This window comes from Agarivorans sp. JK6, assembly GCF_045277145.1.
GTDB classification, from domain to species: Bacteria; Pseudomonadota; Gammaproteobacteria; order Enterobacterales; family Celerinatantimonadaceae; genus Agarivorans; species Agarivorans albus.
In genome coordinates this window covers 2,759,627-2,778,576 of record NZ_CP113525.1, presented here as the reverse complement: position 1 = coordinate 2,778,576, position 18,950 = coordinate 2,759,627, and the positions used below count along the sequence as shown (strand labels likewise).

15 protein-coding genes are annotated in these 18,950 nt (G+C 43.2%); 9 read left to right on the top strand and 6 right to left on the bottom strand.

From position 1 onward, the window contains the following. Window positions 1-5 precede the first annotated feature (5 nt). Both OV592_RS12915 and OV592_RS12910 read left to right on the top strand, forming a co-directional pair. Window positions 6-725, top strand: coding sequence for an acyltransferase (locus tag OV592_RS12915; protein WP_406608853.1), 720 nt, complete (start codon window positions 6-8; stop codon window positions 723-725). 1 nt (window position 726) lies between these two features. Then, window positions 727-1,905, top strand: coding sequence for a glycosyltransferase (locus tag OV592_RS12910; RefSeq protein WP_406608852.1), 1,179 nt, complete (start codon window positions 727-729; stop codon window positions 1,903-1,905). 16 nt (window positions 1,906-1,921) lie between these two features. Here OV592_RS12910 and OV592_RS12905 read toward each other — a convergent pair whose 3' ends face one another. After that, window positions 1,922-2,527 (bottom strand): hypothetical protein, encoded by a 606-nt coding sequence (locus tag OV592_RS12905; protein ID WP_406608851.1) that lies wholly within the window; start codon window positions 2,525-2,527, stop codon window positions 1,922-1,924. A 159-nt stretch (window positions 2,528-2,686) separates the two neighbouring features. Between OV592_RS12905 and OV592_RS12900 the strand changes: the two genes are divergently transcribed. Together OV592_RS12900 and fusA are read left to right on the top strand one after the other, a co-directional pair. After that, window positions 2,687-3,028 carry a YajD family HNH nuclease gene (locus OV592_RS12900; protein ID WP_152782311.1) on the top strand — a complete coding sequence of 114 codons (342 nt, stop codon included), beginning with the start codon at window positions 2,687-2,689 and terminating at the stop codon, window positions 3,026-3,028. Window positions 3,029-3,340: 312 nt separating this feature from the next. Next, a complete protein-coding gene (gene fusA / locus OV592_RS12895; protein WP_016400532.1) occupies window positions 3,341-5,425 on the top strand; it encodes an elongation factor G in 2,085 nt (694 codons plus the stop codon). A 104-nt stretch (window positions 5,426-5,529) separates the two neighbouring features. On the opposite strand, the gene OV592_RS12890 is transcribed toward fusA, so the two are convergent. Next, complete coding sequence (locus OV592_RS12890; RefSeq protein ID WP_406608850.1) at window positions 5,530-5,955, bottom strand: RNA-binding S4 domain-containing protein; 426 nt, start codon at window positions 5,953-5,955, stop codon at window positions 5,530-5,532. Window positions 5,956-6,189: 234 nt separating this feature from the next. On the opposite strand from OV592_RS12890, the gene OV592_RS12885 reads away from it, so the two are divergent. After that, complete coding sequence (locus tag OV592_RS12885) at window positions 6,190-7,026, top strand: alpha/beta fold hydrolase (RefSeq protein WP_406608849.1); 837 nt, start codon at window positions 6,190-6,192, stop codon at window positions 7,024-7,026. 5 nt (window positions 7,027-7,031) lie between these two features. Here OV592_RS12885 and OV592_RS12880 read toward each other — a convergent pair whose 3' ends face one another. The 3 genes from OV592_RS12880 to OV592_RS12870 form a co-directional block, all read right to left on the bottom strand. Further along, entirely contained in the window at window positions 7,032-7,889 is an 858-nt protein-coding gene (locus OV592_RS12880; protein WP_406608848.1) for a heparin lyase I family protein, read from the bottom strand. A 57-nt stretch (window positions 7,890-7,946) separates the two neighbouring features. Further along, window positions 7,947-9,971 (bottom strand): methyl-accepting chemotaxis protein, encoded by a 2,025-nt coding sequence (locus OV592_RS12875; protein ID WP_406608847.1) that lies wholly within the window; start codon window positions 9,969-9,971, stop codon window positions 7,947-7,949. Window positions 9,972-10,202: 231 nt separating this feature from the next. After that, window positions 10,203-10,976 carry a family 16 glycosylhydrolase gene (locus tag OV592_RS12870; RefSeq protein ID WP_406608846.1) on the bottom strand — a complete coding sequence of 258 codons (774 nt, stop codon included), beginning with the start codon at window positions 10,974-10,976 and terminating at the stop codon, window positions 10,203-10,205. 823 nt (window positions 10,977-11,799) lie between these two features. Here OV592_RS12870 and OV592_RS12865 point away from each other — a divergent pair. The 4 genes from OV592_RS12865 to OV592_RS12850 all read left to right on the top strand — a co-directional run bounded on the left by OV592_RS12865 (window position 11,800) and on the right by OV592_RS12850 (window position 17,573). Beyond that, window positions 11,800-12,729: a diguanylate cyclase gene (locus OV592_RS12865; protein ID WP_406608845.1), complete on the top strand. Its 930-nt coding sequence runs from the start codon at window positions 11,800-11,802 to the stop codon at window positions 12,727-12,729. 204 nt (window positions 12,730-12,933) lie between these two features. Further along, complete coding sequence (locus OV592_RS12860; RefSeq protein WP_406608844.1) at window positions 12,934-14,985, top strand: TonB-dependent receptor plug domain-containing protein; 2,052 nt, start codon at window positions 12,934-12,936, stop codon at window positions 14,983-14,985. Window positions 14,986-14,988: 3 nt separating this feature from the next. After that, a complete protein-coding gene (locus tag OV592_RS12855) occupies window positions 14,989-15,525 on the top strand; it encodes a YfiR family protein (RefSeq protein WP_406608843.1) in 537 nt (178 codons plus the stop codon). Window positions 15,526-15,527: 2 nt separating this feature from the next. Continuing rightward, window positions 15,528-17,573: a putative bifunctional diguanylate cyclase/phosphodiesterase gene (locus tag OV592_RS12850; RefSeq protein ID WP_406608842.1), complete on the top strand. Its 2,046-nt coding sequence runs from the start codon at window positions 15,528-15,530 to the stop codon at window positions 17,571-17,573. Between the two features lie 41 nt (window positions 17,574-17,614). Here OV592_RS12850 and OV592_RS12845 read toward each other — a convergent pair whose 3' ends face one another. Continuing rightward, on the bottom strand, window positions 17,615-18,916 hold the full coding sequence (locus OV592_RS12845; RefSeq protein ID WP_406608841.1) for an inosine/guanosine kinase: 1,302 nt from the start codon (window positions 18,914-18,916) through the stop codon (window positions 17,615-17,617). Window positions 18,917-18,950: the final 34 nt, after the last annotated feature.

The following is an 18,950-nucleotide window of genomic DNA, read 5'->3' as shown; positions in this document are numbered from 1 at the left end:
ATTATATGAGCAGCATGTTTTTTCATCAAACTAAGCATTGGCTAAAAAGTAGTGACTCTGCTGTAGCAAAAAATCTATTTAGGTTTTTGAAGGCGCTAAGGTTATGTCAGCTACCCAAAGTGCCATTGTTGTTCTCGGTGCTTTACCGCCTTCATACCAGTTTATCTAATGCATTAAGCAGTGTGCTGCGCATATTGTGGTGGACGCCTTTGTTTAGAAGTAAAACCAGCGGCCCTTCTCAGGCCTTGTATCTATATGGTGGAATGCCACTTATTAGTGAAGGCCTAAATATTGAATTAGGCAATCGCTGCCGAATTTCTGGGGCGACCACCTTTAGTGGACGAAGCAGTGCAGCTGAGCCCGCGTTATTAAAGATTGGCGATAACGTGGATGTTGGCTGGCAAACCACCATCGCCGTTGGCAGACAAGTTATCTTGGGAAACAACGTACGTTTAGCTGGGCGCTGTTTTATTGCTGGCTACCCAGGTCATCCTCTAAACGCAGAGCAACGAGCTGCTGGCTTGCCCGAGCTAGATGAGCAGGTTGGCGACGTTATTCTTGAAGATGACGTGTGGTTAGCTACCGGTGTATCAGTTATGGCCGGGGTAACTATTGGTAAAGGTACAGTGGTTGCTGCAGGTAGCATTGTGACGAGAAGTTTGCCGGCAGGTGTTTTGGCCGCAGGTGTACCCGCCAAAGTCATTAAATCGATTGAGGAGAAATAACATGAAACACGATCTCATAGTATTTGGTGAAGATTGGCAACGCCACCCAAGTAGCAGCCAACACGTGATAACCGAACTGGCTAAAAACCACCGTATTCTTTGGATTAATTCTATTGGTTTACGTAGGCCACGCTTGAGCCTGCGAGATGCTAAAAGAGTACTAGAAAAAATGAAGTCGATGTTTGGTGCGGCCAAAACAAACGCGAAAGCTCAAGATTCTACAGGAAAAGCATCAGCTAAAAAGCCGGCCAATATTCATGTATTGTCGCCAATAGCCTTGCCTGCGCCACGCAGTCGTTTGTTTCGCTGGCTTAACCGCTGCTTGTTAAAAGCCCAGGTAAATAAACAAGTTAAGCGCCTTAAGTTAACAAATCCTGATCTTTGGATTGCCTTACCAACGGCGGTAGATATGTTAGGCCACCTAAACGAGAGGCAAGTCATTTATTACTGTGGCGATGATTTTAATGCACTAGCTGGCGTAGACCACCAACATGTTACTGAGTGTGAAAAGCTGTTAGTTGAGAAGGCTGACCACGTGCTAGTGGCTAGTGACATGCTGTTACGTAAGTTCTCTAAGCAACCGCATCTAGCTTTGAAAACCCGTATTTTACCGCACGGGGTAGACTATAACTTGTTTGTTCGCCCCTCGAGCCCAGCGCCATCTATTTTACAAGGCGGTCCAGTTGCTGGTTTTTATGGCTCTATAGCAGCTTGGTTAGATATCCCTTTAATCGTTAAAGTTGCTAAGGCCTTACCCGAATGGCGTTTTGTATTTATTGGCCAAGTGCAAACCGATATTTCTGCTTTTAAACAAGTAGATAATATAGAAGTGTACCCGGCAGTAGCCCATAGTGAGCTACCCCGTTATGTACAGCATTGGCAGGTATCTTGGTTACCCTTTAAAAGCTGTAAGCAAATAGCGTCTTGTGACCCACTTAAATTACGTGAGTATTTGGCCGCGGGGCGCCCCATTGTAAGCACGCCTTTCCCTGCGCTTAAACCTTACGCAGGCATGGTGACGCAAGTTGAAGAGCCGTTTCAAATGGTTCAAGCGCTGCAAGACAGCTTAGATACACCTTCGGCATTGCAGCATCGTAGAACCTCTTTTCAACGAATGAGTGTGCGTTCAGAAAGCTGGGGCGAGCGAGCTAAGCAGGTGCACCAATTGTTGTCTTGTTAATTTAAAAAGTGTTGCCTTAGGCAACACTTTGTTGGTCTTGTTTTTGAGAGTTTGCTGCGGGGAGTGGCTCTGATGAAGTGGCGGTCGCATGTTTACCCGCTACTTTTGAATTTGAACGTGCGACAAACTCGCCGCCACAACCGGGATGAGTTAACCCTGTGGCAACTTCATTATGTTTATTGTGCTGCCAAAATTGCTCAACAATGTTTAAGGAAGAATCTATAACCTCTACATCTAAAGAGTCACAGCAAACACACCTCGCTTTATTTGCCCTTTGCCTGGCAACATCAAGTTCTGCGCCTAGGGTTAGTAAGTTTTCTACAGAGCGACGGCGCACTCTGCGAAGCTTGCGATTAAGCAGCCGTTGCCAGTAGTTAGTTTTTAGGGTTTTCTCTAAGGCTGATACCTGCCTAACCAGTTCGCCCATTTCTTTGATTATGAGGTTTATATCTCTAAATTCTTCGGCAGTTACTAGCGCTTCACATTGTTTGCACCAACCCAAGGTTCTACGCAGTGGCAGTTCTAATCCGTTATACAAAAATACTCGCCAGCCGTTTACTTTGTCGGTGGTGGTGCTGCATTCACAACGATTACAGTGTACTTGAGTTAACGATTTATCCATGGCTGATCCCTTAGCGCAATTAAGCTTAGTGTGGTTTATTTTTGATAAATATGAAAGCGCTTACCCAAGTTTCTGTTGCTGAACAAAACAAGCCCGCTTAGTTGCGTGTTTTAGCTGTGCTGATGTTATAGTGTTTGGCAAAAATAGCTGGAGCAGAGAATGGCTAATATTCCAAATAATTACGCAAGCCTTGAACAAGGTTACCGCGAGAAAGCGTTGAAATTATTCCCTTGGGTTTGTGGGCGATGTGCACGTGAATTTCCTTACTCTAATTTACGCGAATTAACCGTGCACCATATCGACCACGACCATACCAATAACCCAAACGATGGGTCTAACTGGGAGCTGTTATGTTTGTACTGTCATGACCATGAGCATTCTAAATATACCGAAGCTGCTCAATACGGCTCAACAGTAGAAGCCGGTAGTGATTTAAAGCAAGAAGTGGCAACCTCAAACCCGTTTGCTGATCTTAAAGCAATGATGGATAAAAAGAAGTAATGCTAGCCTAAGCTACCGCTAACAAAGGTGGTGGTAATAAGGGCAATAATCCGGTTGCGCTAACGATTAAGCCAACTATGCTGATTATTGGGTAGGGGAGTTATACTTTTTTTGTTGAGTGAGCAGAAAATACTAATTTAAGTGAAAACCCGTGGTTAACAGGCTTGCGGCTAGTTGTTGACACTAATTAAAGACACTTTTTTAAAGAAATTTCGCAATAAATCGCTCAAATACAGTTCACCCTCTCGCCTTGTGCGACAGTAGTGGTATACTCCCCGCGAATTTGAAAAACAATTGAATTAGAGTTGAACAATGGCTGATTTATCAAAATATAGAAATATTGGTATTTTTGCTCACGTTGATGCAGGTAAAACTACCACAACTGAGCGTATCCTAAAACTTACTGGTCAGATCCACAAAACTGGTGAAGTACATGACGGTGAGTCTACTACTGACTTCATGGAACAGGAAGCTGAGCGTGGTATTACTATTCAGTCTGCAGCAGTAAGCTGTTTCTGGAACGACCACCGCTTCAACGTTATTGATACTCCTGGACACGTTGACTTCACTGTTGAAGTATACCGTTCACTTAAAGTACTTGATGGCGGTATCGGTGTATTCTGTGGTTCTGGTGGTGTTGAACCTCAGTCAGAAACTAATTGGCGTTACGCTAACGAATCAGAAGTTGCTCGTATCATCTTCGTAAACAAATTAGACCGTATGGGTGCTGACTTCTACCGCGTAGTTAAGCAAACTCAAGACGTACTAGCTGCTAACCCACTAGTTATGGTTCTACCTATCGGTATCGAAGACGACTTCGTTGGTGTTGTTGACCTTCTATCTGAAAAAGCTTACATCTGGGATGACACTGGTCTTCCTGAGAACTACGAAGTTACCGATATCCCAGAAGATATGGTAGAGAAGGCAGCTGAATACCGCGAAATGTTGGTTGAAACTGCAGTTGAGCAAGACGAAGACTTGATGATGGCTTACATGGAAGGTGAAGAACCTACTATTGAGCAACTTAAAGCGTGTATCCGTAAAGGTACTCGTGATATGTCTTTCTTCCCAACTTACTGTGGTTCTGCATTTAAAAACAAAGGTATTCAATTAGTACTTGATGCTGTTGTTGATTACTTGCCAAACCCAACTGAAGTTGATCCTCAACCTCTTATGGATGACGAAGGCGAAGAAACTGGCAACCACGCTATTGTTTCTGCAGACGAACCACTACGCGCGTTAGCATTCAAAATTATGGATGACCGCTTTGGTGCGCTTACTTTCGTACGTATCTACTCGGGTGTGTTGAACAAAGGTGACACCATCCTTAACGCGTTTACTGGTAAAACAGAGCGTGTTGGCCGTATGGTAGAAATGCAAGCTGACGACCGTAATGAATTAACTAGCGCTCAAGCTGGTGACATTATTGCTATCGTAGGTATGAAGAACGTTCAAACTGGTCACACTTTATGTGATCCTAAGAGCCCTTGTACCCTAGAGCCTATGGTATTCCCAACTCCAGTAATCTCGATTGCTGTTGCACCTAAAGATAAAGGTTCAACTGAGAAAATGGGTATTGCTATCGGTAAAATGGTTGCAGAAGATCCTTCTTTCCAAGTTGAAACTGACGAAGATTCAGGCGAAACCATCCTTAAAGGTATGGGCGAACTTCACCTAGACATTAAAGTTGATATCTTGAAGCGTACTTACGGTGTAGACCTAGTTGTTGGTCAACCTCAGGTTGCTTACCGTGAAACTATTACTCAAGCGATTGAAGATAGCTACACGCACAAGAAACAGTCTGGTGGTTCTGGTCAATTCGGTAAGATTGATTACCGCATCAAGCCTGGTGAGCCTAACTCTGGTTTCACGTTCTCTTCAACTGTTGTTGGTGGTAACGTACCTAAAGAATTCTGGCCTGCAGTTCAAAAAGGCTTCGAAGTGATGATGGAAACTGGTCCACTAGCTGGCTTCCCATTACTAGATATGGAAGTAGAATTGTACGATGGTGCTTTCCACGCAGTGGATTCATCAGCAATTGCTTTTGAAATTGCAGCTAAAGGCGCTTACCGTCAATCTGTACCAAAAGCGGGCCCACAACTTCTTGAGCCAATCATGAAAGTTGACGTATTCTCTCCAGAAGATCACGTTGGTGATGTTATTGGTGACTTGAACCGTCGTCGTGGCATGATTAAAGACCAAGAAGCTGGCGTAACTGGCGTACGTATTAAAGCTGACGTACCACTAGCAGAAATGTTCGGTTACATTGGTTCTCTACGTACTATGACTTCTGGTCGTGGTCAGTTCTCTATGGAATTCTCGCACTACGCTGCTACTCCACAAAACGTGGCTGAAGCGGTAATCGCAGAAGAAAAAGAACGTCAAGCTAAGAAGTAAGCTTACTACTTAGTAAAAAAGCCGCTCATTGAGCGGCTTTTTTTATGTTTGTGTTTATTAAAAAGCAGCCTTTGGCTGCCTTTTTATTTTTAGGCTTTTAGCTACTAGAACTTGATTGAGTGGCGACCTGTTTTGGCATTTCGTTGAGCTTGCTTTTCGTTAGGCTGCTTGGCAGCTGTTGGTTTTTGACTAGGCTTGCTTGCTTTATTTCCCTTGTTTTTCTGCTTGTTTGAACCTTTCTTCTCTACGCTTTTAGGCTCTGGCTCAGTAATAGGCTGATCACAAACAACATATAAAAACTGACCGTTAAACTCGATGATGTCATCCGCATACACCTTCTTGCGTTTACGCTGCTCGAGTTCACCGTTAAGCCCAACATAACCTTCTGCTATGGCCATTTTTGCTTCGCCGCCGCCATTCACCAAATTGCCTATCTTTAATACTTTGTAAAGCTCGATAGGCTGTTCATCCACAAATACTTCGGTGGCTTCTACTTCAATTTCTTCTGGTGAATCTTCTGGGTTAGTCATTTTTAATGCCATGAGGAGGAAGAGCCCAGATTATGGCGATGTGCTGGGAATGGGTCAAGTTTGGGCTAGTGTAATCGAATGTGAAATTTACTTGGTGGTTTCACTTTCTAGTGTTTTAGTGACTGTTTATTGCTTTGGTGTTGCCTGATTATGGATTTTAGCTTCTTAATGAAGAGAGTGGTGTTTTGTTTGTGTTTATTGACAGGGCTCTGCACATTGTTAGCCTGTAGCCCAATGCCTAGTGCGATAAAGCAACAACAGCAGTTTATTCAAAGTGATTTGTTAACTAATCCCGATATCGAACACTATCAACTTACTGCGGATAATTTTACTTTGAACGTACATGCTAATGGGCGTGCAGATCAAGCAGTGATGGTGTGGATCCACGGTACGCCTGGGTCTTGGCAAGACAGTGCTTACTTAATTACTGAGCCTTCTTTAACTAGCAAAATACGTGTGGTTAGTTTTGATAGACCGGGCTGGGGATTGTCGCAATATCAAGACCAAGCTAAACCCGTTGCTAACATGCAGGCTCAAGCGAAGCTGATTTCACCTCTCATTCAACACTTAAAGCAAAAGTACCCTGAGCTGCCATTAATTCTTGTAGGCCATTCTTGGGGCGCGTCCTTAGCGCCTATTATTGCCGAGCATAACCCCAAGCAGGTTGATGGTTTGTTATTGTTGGCAGGTGGAATGAGTAAACAGCTTACTCAAGCGCGTTGGTATAACAAGTTTGCTAGAAGTGGTGTAGGGCACTTTTTATTGTCTTTATCTGATATGGGGAAACAACTAAACCAAGCTAATTTAGATATGTTTGCCCTGCAAGATGGCTTAGCTGATTCGCCCGAGCGTTTAGCTTCGCTTAAAATACCTGTGGTGTTAGTACAAGGTGGTAAAGACCATTTGGTTGACCCCAAAAATGCTGATTTTGCCGAGCGATACTTACCAACTCCACACTCTAAAGTTATTCGCCTAGCGGAACAGGGGCACTTTATGCAAGTTGAGCAAGTTGCATTAATTAGCCGCTGTACTTATGCCTTGGTAAATAACAAGCTGAATGACTGTGGTTAAGCCCGCTAGTTTGTAGCAAATTGCTTGATGCTAAAGTTAGCAAAGTCTACATGTACACTTGGTTTAAGTTTGTTTGCTTCAACAAGTGAGCGATAAATTCCCCATTTAGGGCGAACAAAATGCTGTTTGCTCACACCTCGCCACATGTCTAGCTTGTCTTCGCGAAAGTTAAATATTTCTGCTCCATCACTTAAACGAACCAGTTTTAAGCTAAACCAACCGAGTTCGCTGTATTTGGCTTGAACCTTGGCTTCTAGCCACTCTCCTTGAATCAAGTCCCAATCTGCTCTTGCTAGAATACGGGTTTGGCGTAATGGACTATGTCTTACTTCTATACCTGCTTTAGCTTTGCGAGTATTTCCGGTTAACGTAATAATTGGCATTGAATCTTCACCGCCAACGGCTTTTAGTTGAAACAAATGTGTGAACTTGTTGGTAACCTGCATGTCATTGCTAACGCGAAACTTCCAACTGTATGAGAAGTGACTGTCTTGGTAGCCTTTTAGCACGTCTGCCGAGCCGCCATAGACTTTAATTTCATTGCGTTGCCTATCGATATACTTCCCTTTATTGCCATCTAAATCTCGGTGCAAAATAAAGCGAAAATAGGGGCCGTGTAGCTTGTCTGTGTGCTCTTGTATATGGAGCTCTCCTTGGTGGTCGTTTTTAAAGCGATCTGGTGATTCTATGGCGTTCTTGCCAAACTGCTGACGAATTAGCTGGTAAGCGGATTGTCCGTAGTCTGGGCAATCAGCTTCCAAGTTAGCGTTTGCTAAAATCTGCTTGTTTTCTGGATTTAGCACTTGGCTCTGCAAATCATTGTTAAGTTTGCTGGAGCTGCAGTCAGTTAAGACAACCAACATCGCCGCAGATAGCCTAATTTTTGTCAGCGTATTTATTATTGGTTTCATCACAATAAGCTACTGGGTCGCAATTTGATTATTTGCAGGCAAGTATTCTTTGAGCTTGAAAATGGCCAGTTGCCCGAGTTGTTGCTCAGATTTGGCTTTTAATGATTCGCTTGCTTGTTCATTGTGCTCAGCATCTTTGTGGGCAGAGTGGCCTAACTCTACAATCTTTTGTACGTTGTTGGCTACTTGTGAAGCCACTGCCATCTTCTCTTCAGCTGTTGTTGCAATTTGTTGGCTGTAGGCGCGAATTTGCTCCAGCATAACGGCTATATTCTCCAGCTGTTGGTCACTTTGCTCTGCTTGGCTTAAGCACTCCAATACCATGGTTTCGCCTTGTTTCATTAAGTCTACGGCTTCGTTTGCACCTTTTTGCAGACCTTCGATAACGTTAAAAATCTCTGTCGTCGAATTTTGAGTTCGGCTTGCAAGGTTACGCACTTCATCGGCTACAACTGCAAAACCTCGGCCTTGTTCACCGGCTCTTGCGGCTTCAATGGCGGCATTTAGCGCAAGTAGGTTAGTTTGCTCTGCAATACCTTGAATCACATCGAGTATTGAGCCTATATCATCAGAGCTTTGCTTAAGCGTATCAACTTTCTCTGCTGCATCAAGAATGGTTGTTTTTAGCTGTGTAGTTGTTTTACGGGTGGTGTGGGCGGCCTGTCGGCCTTGCTCTGTAAGTGCCGACACATCTCCAATATCATCGCGTGAGGTATTGGCTTGTTGGGATACGTCTTGTACTCCTTGTTCCATGGCTTTTACCGCACTGGCTACTATATCGGTTTGTGCGCGTTGTTCGGAGATAATTGAGCGAGAGTGTTGGCTTGCATTTAAGCCAGATTCGGCGCTGTTCTCTAGTTGTTTTGCACTGTCTACCATTGAACCAATAACTTGGTTAAATTGCTCGGTAAGTGAGTTTAATTGGCGCGCTATTTGGCCAAACTCATCTTGGCGTTCGACGGTTATTTGCTGACTAAAATCGCCTTCAACTAACTGTTTCATTTGTTGCAAAGTGCGCTTCAATGGCCCTTTAATACTCGATGTGACACTCCATGCAACCAGTACCGATATGCTTAATGAGGCAAGCACCACGGCAATCATGGTGCTAATGGCATTTTGCGATTTTTCACTGGCTTGGTTTTTCGCATCGGCAATGATTACCGATACCGCACTACTGGCGAGAGTAAGTTGATTTAAAGCTTCCGCAGTTTGGGTGTTAATTTGCTTAAAGTTGTCTTGTTGCTGCTGGGTTAAACGTACGAGGCGGTCTATTTCACTGAACAAGCCTTGAGAGTTTAGCGATTGGTTAAGTAATACAAAATAGTTAACTACGTTCTCAATATCATCTTCAATATAGAACTCTAATTCGTCACGTTTTTCAATCATACTGGCATAGAGTTTCTTTAATTGCTGCATTTGTTGGCTGGTTTGCTCAGGCGTTTTTGCATAAAACGCTTCATCAAGCTGGCGCTCTAACACTACACCATCAGCTTGTAGATCAACGGCAATCCAGTGCGCATCGCCGTCTACTGATTCCGCTATCTGTTCTAGATCGTCATTGTATCTACTCCATTGTTGCTTAAAATCACGGCGTAGATTTTCAACCGATTTGTTAGCTACTAGCCATTGTTGATGGCTTACAAACTGCATGTTGGCTGCGCTAAATGTTGCTTCTGCACTTGCCTCTATTGGGCCAAGCAAATTATGTAGATCGGGATATTTTTCAGTAAGTAACAATAGCTGTTGGTAGTTATCTTGGTAACTATTCATATAGCTAGACGCTTGGTTCTCTAATTGGCTTAGTTGTTCTTGGGACTCAGTATTACTGTGTAAGCCAATTACCCATGCAGTGTTTAGCAGCAGGCCCGATAGGCGATTAGTTAGCTCAGCAGTAGGGGTGAGGCGGTCAACAGTTTCATTAAGTTGTGCTTCTAGGTTGCGTATGTTTATTTGGCCAATCAGCGCTACTGCAATGAGTAAAACAAATAGAATTGCAAAACCGCTTAGTGTTCTCATCACTACTGAAATTTGCATGTGCCATCCTTAGCGTTTAGTCGATTTTAGTTTGTTTATTACGCAATGTATTTTTGTTGTTATGGTATTACAATATTGTTGTGCTATGGATGTGATTCGACTAACACTTATGTTAAGAAAGGCAGAAATTTAAGAGAACTAACGCAGAGGCTTTAGGGCGTGTATGCTGAGTAGATAGATGAACTTGGGCCAAAATAGGCAAGCTTAAATAAAGCTTGCCGATAGCTGAGTTTATTTAGGTGTGTATTCTAGGTAATCGTAGTAGGCCCAGTTGTTTTGATAGAAGTACTCTTGTGGGAAGTACATTGCATCTACAGAGTTATCGCCGTGCCAGTGGTTGATCATTATGCGAGTTGGATCCACAGGCCATGCGTATTGTGGAACCTCGTTTGCGGCAATATAACCATCCCCATTGTCTTTGTACAGGCTACGAATGATGCGAGTATTTCCTGAAGAATCTATCAAGTACCAATCGATTTTCCAGCTAGACCAATCGAAACCTATATGGATTAGGTCTTGATGTATGTTTAGACCATATTGGCCTAAATCAATATCTAGTTCCCAGCTTTGGTATTGGCCACCTTGTGGTTGGTAGATAAGGTTAGTATGTACAACATTGCCAAGGCTAGGTAAAAACTCGATGTCTATTTCTTGCCACGCTCGGCCAGGCACATCATGCCATGAAGTGTAGGTAAATATAGAGGATACAGTGCCTTTGGCATTTCCTGTTTTGAGGCTAGATTGAACCTTGCCATAACTTAGTAAGGATTTGGTTCTAAGCTCGGCACATTGATTTGGTGCTACGTTTAGGGTGATACCATGGGAGCTTGGTGAGATTTTAGACGGAGTAAATTTACAACCAAAAGGGCTGCCATTACTGCCATCACGGGCTTGCCAAATACTAGAGTTGTATCCCCAGCTAAAATCATCCTTAAAATAATTAGCGTGGGATGGCGTTATTGTTGCTACGGTAATTGCTATTGCAAATATAGAACTAACTTTCATTTTTATCATGTTCCTTATGTGGAGTTTATTGTTTTTATTAACAATTTTGCTTCTGTCTAAGTGACGTCAAAATGTATAAGCATCTCGATTTAACAGCACTTGGGACTTGGGTTGGCAATACCTAAACTGAGTTGGAAAACTCAAGTTGATAGATGAAGCATCTATCTGGCTATCGCTTGTAAATGTTGGGCGGATAAGCCTTATTGCCATTAACACTAGAGCGTTAAACTGATGAAGTTTTAGCGTGTGAAAAGGCCAAATAGCTAACTTAGTTGGCAAACAGGAGAGAATAGAAACCACCCACTTAATAGGGTTAAATTCTGTAAATAAGCTCATTAGCTGTCCTTAGCTATTCATAAATCCTTAACAATTGATTAATACTTTTATCTTGAACGCTTGGTAATACAATTGTTGTTTTATTAGGCTGTGACTGTTTTAACGATTAAGTCGGCTTGTCTGAAATACCATCAAGAAATTTAGTTTTTACTGAGCATTAAAGAAGCAGCGATGCTGAAAAAGTCGCGAAGAGTTGGCTTAAACAGCAGTTTGGTAGCAAAACCAGCGTAGAGCTTATTAGTGAGTTAGTTGGGGTTATTAGCTAATGTGTGGATTAATGTTCTTAGGCCTTATGATTTATTAGATTTACTTGCTATTTATTTCGCAAATTGATGTGAATCAATTTCATCATCAAGTGGTCAGAGTAGTCTAAAGCTTCAGCTATAACTCAAATTTCGTTTAGCTTTATAATTCTAATAATAGTGATTTGTAGTTTGTGTAACTAAACCTTGTCGTTTCTGTTTTGCAGTTAGTTAAGGCTTATTATATGCATTTATCGACTCCACAGCTGTTGGAGATTGTTGCAGCATTTCCCGATTCCACATTGGTTTTTACCGAAGATGGTTATTGTATTGCTCATTTGGGTGATCAAGAAACCCATGAGTTCTCAAGCAGCCGGTTATTAACTGGTCGCTTTGTATCTGATGTATTTAGCGAAGAAAAAGCTAAATGGTTCTTACAACAAATCCGCAATAGTATTTTTGAACAGCGCTTGCGTGTTTCGGAGTATGCCATTTCACCAGACGATATTCGTTTACCCAACTGTGAAAGCGCCAAACTAGAAAGAGAGCATTGGTTTGAAGCTCGCATTCTGCCCTTAAACTCTTTTATAGATGGTCAGCGAGCAGTGGTTTGGGCGGCGCGCAATATTAATGAGCGCTACAAGCTAGAGCAACAACTGCGTAGACTTAGTGAAACCGATGAGTTAACCGGAGCGTTTAACCGCCGTCGTTTCTTTGAAAGTTTGGCGAATCACTATCAAACCTTTCACCGTCACTTTCTTGATTGCAGCTTAATCATGTTAGACATTGATAACTTTAAGAGAATCAACGATCAATATGGTCACCCTTGTGGTGACAGAGTGCTTAAGCAAGTGTATCAGCAGATTTGTACCCAACTCCGTGAGGTGGATATTTGCGCGCGAATGGGCGGGGAAGAGTTTGCCATTTTACTTCCCAATACTAAAACATCTGAAGCTCTACGCAGCGCCGAGCGGATAAGAATAGCGATTGAAGAATACACCTTCACCACCCTAAATCATCAGGTTGATGTTACGGTTAGTTTAGGAGTGAGTAGCATAGAAGTGACCGACAGTAATTGCGATAGTGTATTACAGCGCGCCGACGATGCTTTATATCACGCCAAGAAAACTGGACGAAATCAAGCTGTTCAGTTCCTAGAAGAATTTAGTATTTAAGCTATAAATCAGAGATTTAGTTAATCCTAAGACGAATACCTAAGATCAGTTTGTAGTTTACCTCGCCTGTTTTCTATGAGATAAATGTCACTAATTTTTGCTGAAGAATTGCTCAGAGTTTTATTCTGTTCTCACGCCCAATTTCGTGTCGAGCTTTTTGTTTCAGTTATCAAGGATAGATTAAAAGCCCAAGGAGTGGTGTAGTTGAAGTATTCAGCTGGTGTTTTGTGGTCGCTATGTATGGCTAATTACAGCTTTGCAGCAGCTGAACCCTTGCCTATTTTGGATTTAGAATCGTTAATGGCTACAGATGTGCAAGCAACATCTGCGATGAAACGTGCTCAATCAGCGTTTACCACCGCGGCGTCATTATATGTACTAAGCAAGGAAGACATTCGCGCATCGGGTGCGGTATCGGTGGCAGAAACATTAAAGTTGGTACCAGGTTTAGAAGTACGGCAGCTAGACAGTAATCAGTGGGCTATCACTGCGCGTGGTGTTGCTGGGCGTTATACCAGTAAACTATTGGTTATGGTGGATGGGCAAAGCGTTTATAACCCATCTTTTGCTGGGGTTTATTGGGAAACCTTAGATGTACCTCTCTATGACATTGAGCGTATTGAAGTTATTCGAGGTCAAGGTGGTTTATTGTGGGGCAGCAATGCCACCAATGGGGTGATTAATATTATCACCAAAAATAGTTTAGACACGCGCGAAACCTTGGTGCAAGTAAGCAGTGGTGACCAACTAAATTATGATGTAGGGCTGCGCCACGGTGGAAATATTGGCTCCAACGGTAGCTACCGCATCTATGGTAGCGTGCGAGATTCTGACGCGGCCAAAACGGGTAAGTCGCTACCTGCTAATGACGAAGCCAAACAACAAAGTATTGGTGCTCGTTTTGATTTTGCGCCTAATGATGATTTGTCTATTCTTACCCAGCTCAGTTATACCCATACAGATATGGGGCAAAATCTTAAAGCTTTATCTTTAGCCACAAACCAAAACACCCTATATGCCGAGCGCTTTGAGCGTGATGACGGGCGTATTATGGCGCGGGCAGAGCACCGGTTATCTGGCTCTTCCAATCAAATGTTGCAAGCTTCGTGGGCTGTTCAAAATGGTAAACAGCTATATTTGGAAGAACGATTTCAAACATTGGACATTGATTATCAAATGAATAGCTTGTGGGGGGCCACCCAACTTGATTGGGGTTTAAACTACCGTAATAGCTATTTACCTTTTGAAGAAAACTACATTATTAGTAGTGACGAAGATATCGACCGTTTAGAGCAATATGGCGCTTTTTTACAGCTGCAATTTGCGCTTATTCCCGAGCAATTAAATTTAAGTTTTGGTAACAAGTCTGAACACAACAGTTTTACCGGTTGGGAGCATCAGCCGGTTGCACGTATAACTTGGCAACCCAATAACGAGCATGTACTTTGGAGTGCTATATCGCAAGGCGTGCGGATCCCATCTTTGGCAGAGTTTGATTACGATTCTGCTATTAATGGCACGCGTGTTGGCGAGTATTTTCAAACCGGTATCGACGCTATTGATAGCTATCATGTGCGCACGGTATTGAACGGTAATCAACAAGTTGAGCCAGAAAAGTCTCTTTCTTACGAACTGGGTTACCGTTTTAGCAAACAAGATTGGTCATTCGACCTAGCCTTATTTCATACGCAATCTAAAGATGTTTTTGCGGTGCAGCCTAATCCAGACAGTGCCAACTTGGATCAAATCGCAGCATTGTTAGCACAGGGTAAAATCATCGAGGCGCAGCAAGCTTTACAAAGCACAGTGCTTGAATTTGACGTTGCATCTAATGCTGATTTAAACGTGAAAGGTGGTGAAGCACTAGTTGCTTGGCGACCAAGTGCCAATTTTCGCGCCGAACTAGGATACAGCCAAATGGCTTATCGCTATCGCTTACAAGAAAATACTCAGCCTGCTATAGGATATGACTCTGACAGCAAACAGATTTTTGCCAAGACTGGCTGGCAACCTTTTAAGAAGCATTCCTTTTTTGCATTGTTCCGCTCCATTAACAGCGATGCTTATTCAGTAGATGATTATGACGCGCTAGATCTAAGTTGGGCTTGGCAGCTTATGCCGCATAGTTCGCTGTCATTAACAGGCAAAAACTTATTAGCCGGTAGTCACCTAGAATACAACAACACCTCCGAAACCTTTACGGTTCCAAACTATATTGAGCAAAGTGTCGTGCTACGATTTATGGCGGAGTTTTAGCCAATGTTGGCAATAAGGCGCTTTGTTAAGCTAGTCATTACCTTGGCTATATTGGGCCTTGCTAGTGAAGTAAGTGCTGCTGATAAAGAAGCAGCCTTAAAGGCTGGGTTTATGTTTAATTTTGCGCGTTATAGTGAATGGCAAGGTTTAGCTAAACCATTGGGTTATTTTAAGCTGTGTAGCCCAGACATTGAGTTTGTCGATACTGCTAGTTGGGTGCTCCATAAGCAGCGCATTCATGAATTAGAAATACGGGTGAGCCTAGTTGAGTTGGATTCGTTATCGATAAATCAATGTAACTTACTGTTTGTCCCTGCTGCCTATAGAAAAACCTGGCTAACTGTAGACAGAGCCATATTACCTCACACCATGTTGGTTGGGGAGACTCCTGATTTTATTCATCAAGGAGGGCACATTCGCTTCTTCTTATTAGCTGGAAAAATCCGTTTCGAAGTTGCCCCCGAAGAACTTAAAAAGGCCGATATAACCATGAGCTCAAAGGTATTGAGATTGAGTCGCGTTGTTAAGGAGGAGCAGTAGAGATGTCTTTTCTTAGCATAAATACCATGAGTAAAAAGCTGCTAGTCATTTTGATGAGTATGGCGATTTTTTCTGCTGCTATGGTAACGGTAGTGTTAAGTGCCTACGAATTTGTAAGTGCCAAGCGAGAACAAACTCAAAGCTTGCAAAACATAGCCGATACCTTGTCGCCCAACATCACAGCCGCTTTGTTGTTTGATGACAGAGATGCCATGCAGGAGATGATTTCATCATTGTTATTACGTGAAGGCGTAATCAGAGCAGCCATTACCGATACCGAGCAGCAAAATTTGGCGGTGGTAGAAAGTGATAACTACCAAGAAGAGTTAGCAGAAGAAGCCGACGAACTGATAGAGGTAAGCAGTTTACTTATTCTTGATGAGCAAGTTTATGGTGCGCTTACGGTACTGGCTAATGACAGTTACATAGACCAACGAATTGGATTTTATGGGCAATTCTTAGCGGTGCTGTTGGTGATTACGTTTGGCTTAAGTTTGTCTTTTTCACTGTTTCTAAAACGTGGTTTTTTGCGTCCCTTATTACACTTGTCGGATGTTGCCGAGCGCGTAACGGCATCCAATGATTATAGTTTGCGCGCTCAGCAATCTAGCGACGATGAGGTAGCCAACCTTACCGAGTGCTTTAACGGCATGTTAGAGACGATTGAACTGCGTGAGCGTATGTTGGAAAAGCAAGTAAGGCTGCGAACTCAAGAGCTTGAGGGAGCAAATCAACAACTATTGCAATATGCCTACACCGACGGCCTTACTGGTTTGCCTAACCGCCACTTTTTCTACGAAAAACTCCATACATTAGTTAAAGAGAAAATTGAATTTGCGCTGATTTTTATTGATTTAGACGGCTTTAAAGAGATTAACGATACCTTGGGCCATGATTATGGTGACGTATTGTTAAGTCAAGCTGGGCAGCGGATCCTGCGTTGTGTGCGCGAGCAAGATACCGTGGCCCGCCTTGGGGGTGATGAGTTTACCATTGTGATTGAAGGGGTAAACGAACAAGCTCGAGTTGCCAATATTGCCGAAACCGTATTACAAGGTTTGGCGAAACGCTTCACGATTAAACAAGAAGCTGCTCATGTTAGTGGCAGTATTGGTATCGCTTTTTCCCCACTAGACGGTGATAGCGTGGAAGCCGTGGTAAAACATGCTGACCAAGCGATGTATGTATCTAAAAGTCGCGGTCGAAACTGCTATCAGTTCTTTTCTTCAGACATGCAGGTGGAAGCTCAGCAGAAACGCCGTTTGTTAGAAGAGCTACGTACCGCATTAGAAGAAGAACAGTTCGAACTCTATTATCAGCCCATAACCTCGCTTAAGTTCGAGACAGAAGAGGGCGGGGTGAAAAAGGCAGAAGCACTATTGCGCTGGAACCATCCACAGCGCGGGGTGGTGGGACCAGAAGAATTTATTCATGTTGCGGAAGAAGCAGGGCTAATTCGCGAGCTTAGCCAATGGGTAATGCAGCAAACTGTTGCCACGGTGTCACAATGGTATAAGCAGGGGCTGGATGATATTCAAATTAGCGTAAATACCTCGCCTTCGCAGTTTAATGATGGGGGTAAGTGGATAGATGATTGGATCCATGCCATTGCGCTGCACGAATTACCGGCTCACAGCATTATGATTGAGATTACCGAAAATGTTTTGATGACCACCGATGACTCCATTAAAGATCAGCTCTCTCGTCTGCAACAACGCGGGTTTGATGTAGCAATTGATGACTTTGGTGTTGGCTATTCTTCTTTGTCTTATTTACAGCAATTAGATATCGATTTACTAAAAATAGATCGCTCGTTTATTCAACACTTGACCACCGACAACGACAGCGTAGCGCTGGTTAAGGCCATTGTGACTATGGCTCATCATTTGGGGCTAAAAGTAGTTGCAGAAGGGGTGGAAACTGAACAACAGCGTCAGCATGTGTTAAATGTAGCCTGTGATTACTTGCAGGGATATATCTTTGCGAAGCCGGTATCTAAAGATGAGTTTTATCATCGTTATTTGTTAGGCAATGCGGAAATCACTTAAGCTTATCGAGGCCTATTAAGTAGGCCTCGTTCAGTTTAGATTTAGCGCTCCCAATAAGCTTCTTCTAAGCTTTCTTCGCGCTCTGGAAGCCCACGTGAAAGGCGAGGACTATGCTGGGCCAATACTTCGTAACTTACGCGGTTTGCGTATTTACAAATTTGCGCAAATGAAGAATAACTAAGGGCTTCAAAGCGGTGTTTACTCGATTGTTCAACATTACTACGATGAAATACATTGGCAGCCATATCATGTAGTAGGGCAGATAAAGCCCCGTCTCCAGCGCCGTTGGTATTGGTGATTTTTTCTGGCCCACCCATAAATGGCGCAATATGCGAGTATACTTTCAGTGCTTGCTCACAATCTGTTTTTAACATTGGGCGTGAAAACTCATATTGGTTGAATTCTGGGATAGCTCCTGGCAGCAGAGTATGACTGGTGGTTCGTTTGAAGGCTTCATCGGTATAACCGGCCATAAACAAGCCTCGTGAGCCAGCCGTACACAAAATAAGATCACACCACTCTAGAGCCTTTTCACAGGCGAGTAATACGTCATTTTCACCGGTTAAGGCTTCTGCTTCTTCTTCGTTCATTGCTAAAACAGTGACATGTTCGCTAATAAACTGTTGCCACCATTTAGGATCATCTTCGATTAAAAAGCGGGTGCCTAAAGTAAGCACTACGGGCACTTTCGCTTGGTGGGCATACTCTATAGCTTGCATAGCGGCTTGAGTAATGGGGTCGTCTCCGGCTCGCATAAGGTAAGCTGTGAGCGTGAGGGCTGCGCCAGTTTTTACTAATTCTTCGTCAATAAACTCTGGGGTAAGTTTATCCATGTGGCCTTTCGAGATAGCAAAGGTACGTTCACCACAATCGCTAATTAGGGTAAAGCATCGGCCTACCGGGCCGTCTACCGCTTGCAGGTAATTGAGATCTACGCGCGAAGAGGTATTGCATAAGTAACGATAGGCGTAATCACCAATGGTGATGTTTTGACTCATTACTCCAAACATCACCGAGCGACCATCGGCTAGGGTGGAGTAGTTGTGCAAGGTATTGCCGATAGTACCGCCAGCAAACTCGGCAGTAATTAGCTGTTTATCTTGTAACTCTTGGTAAAGCGCTTGAGCTGCACTGTCATCAATGAGCAGTGAATTGCCTTTAACTAGTTTATGACGATCGATAAATGCTTGGTCAACGTGAGCTTCGATATCCACTAGGGTTTGGTCAATACCGGTAATATGCGTGTGCTTGGGGCTAATCACTGGATTGAGTTCGTTGGTTAAGGGGTCTCGAGATTCAACGGGAAAATAGTGCTTGGATTTACGTTGGCCAGGAAATTTCATGCAATGATCGCTTGTTCTATTTAAGGCTTACTGT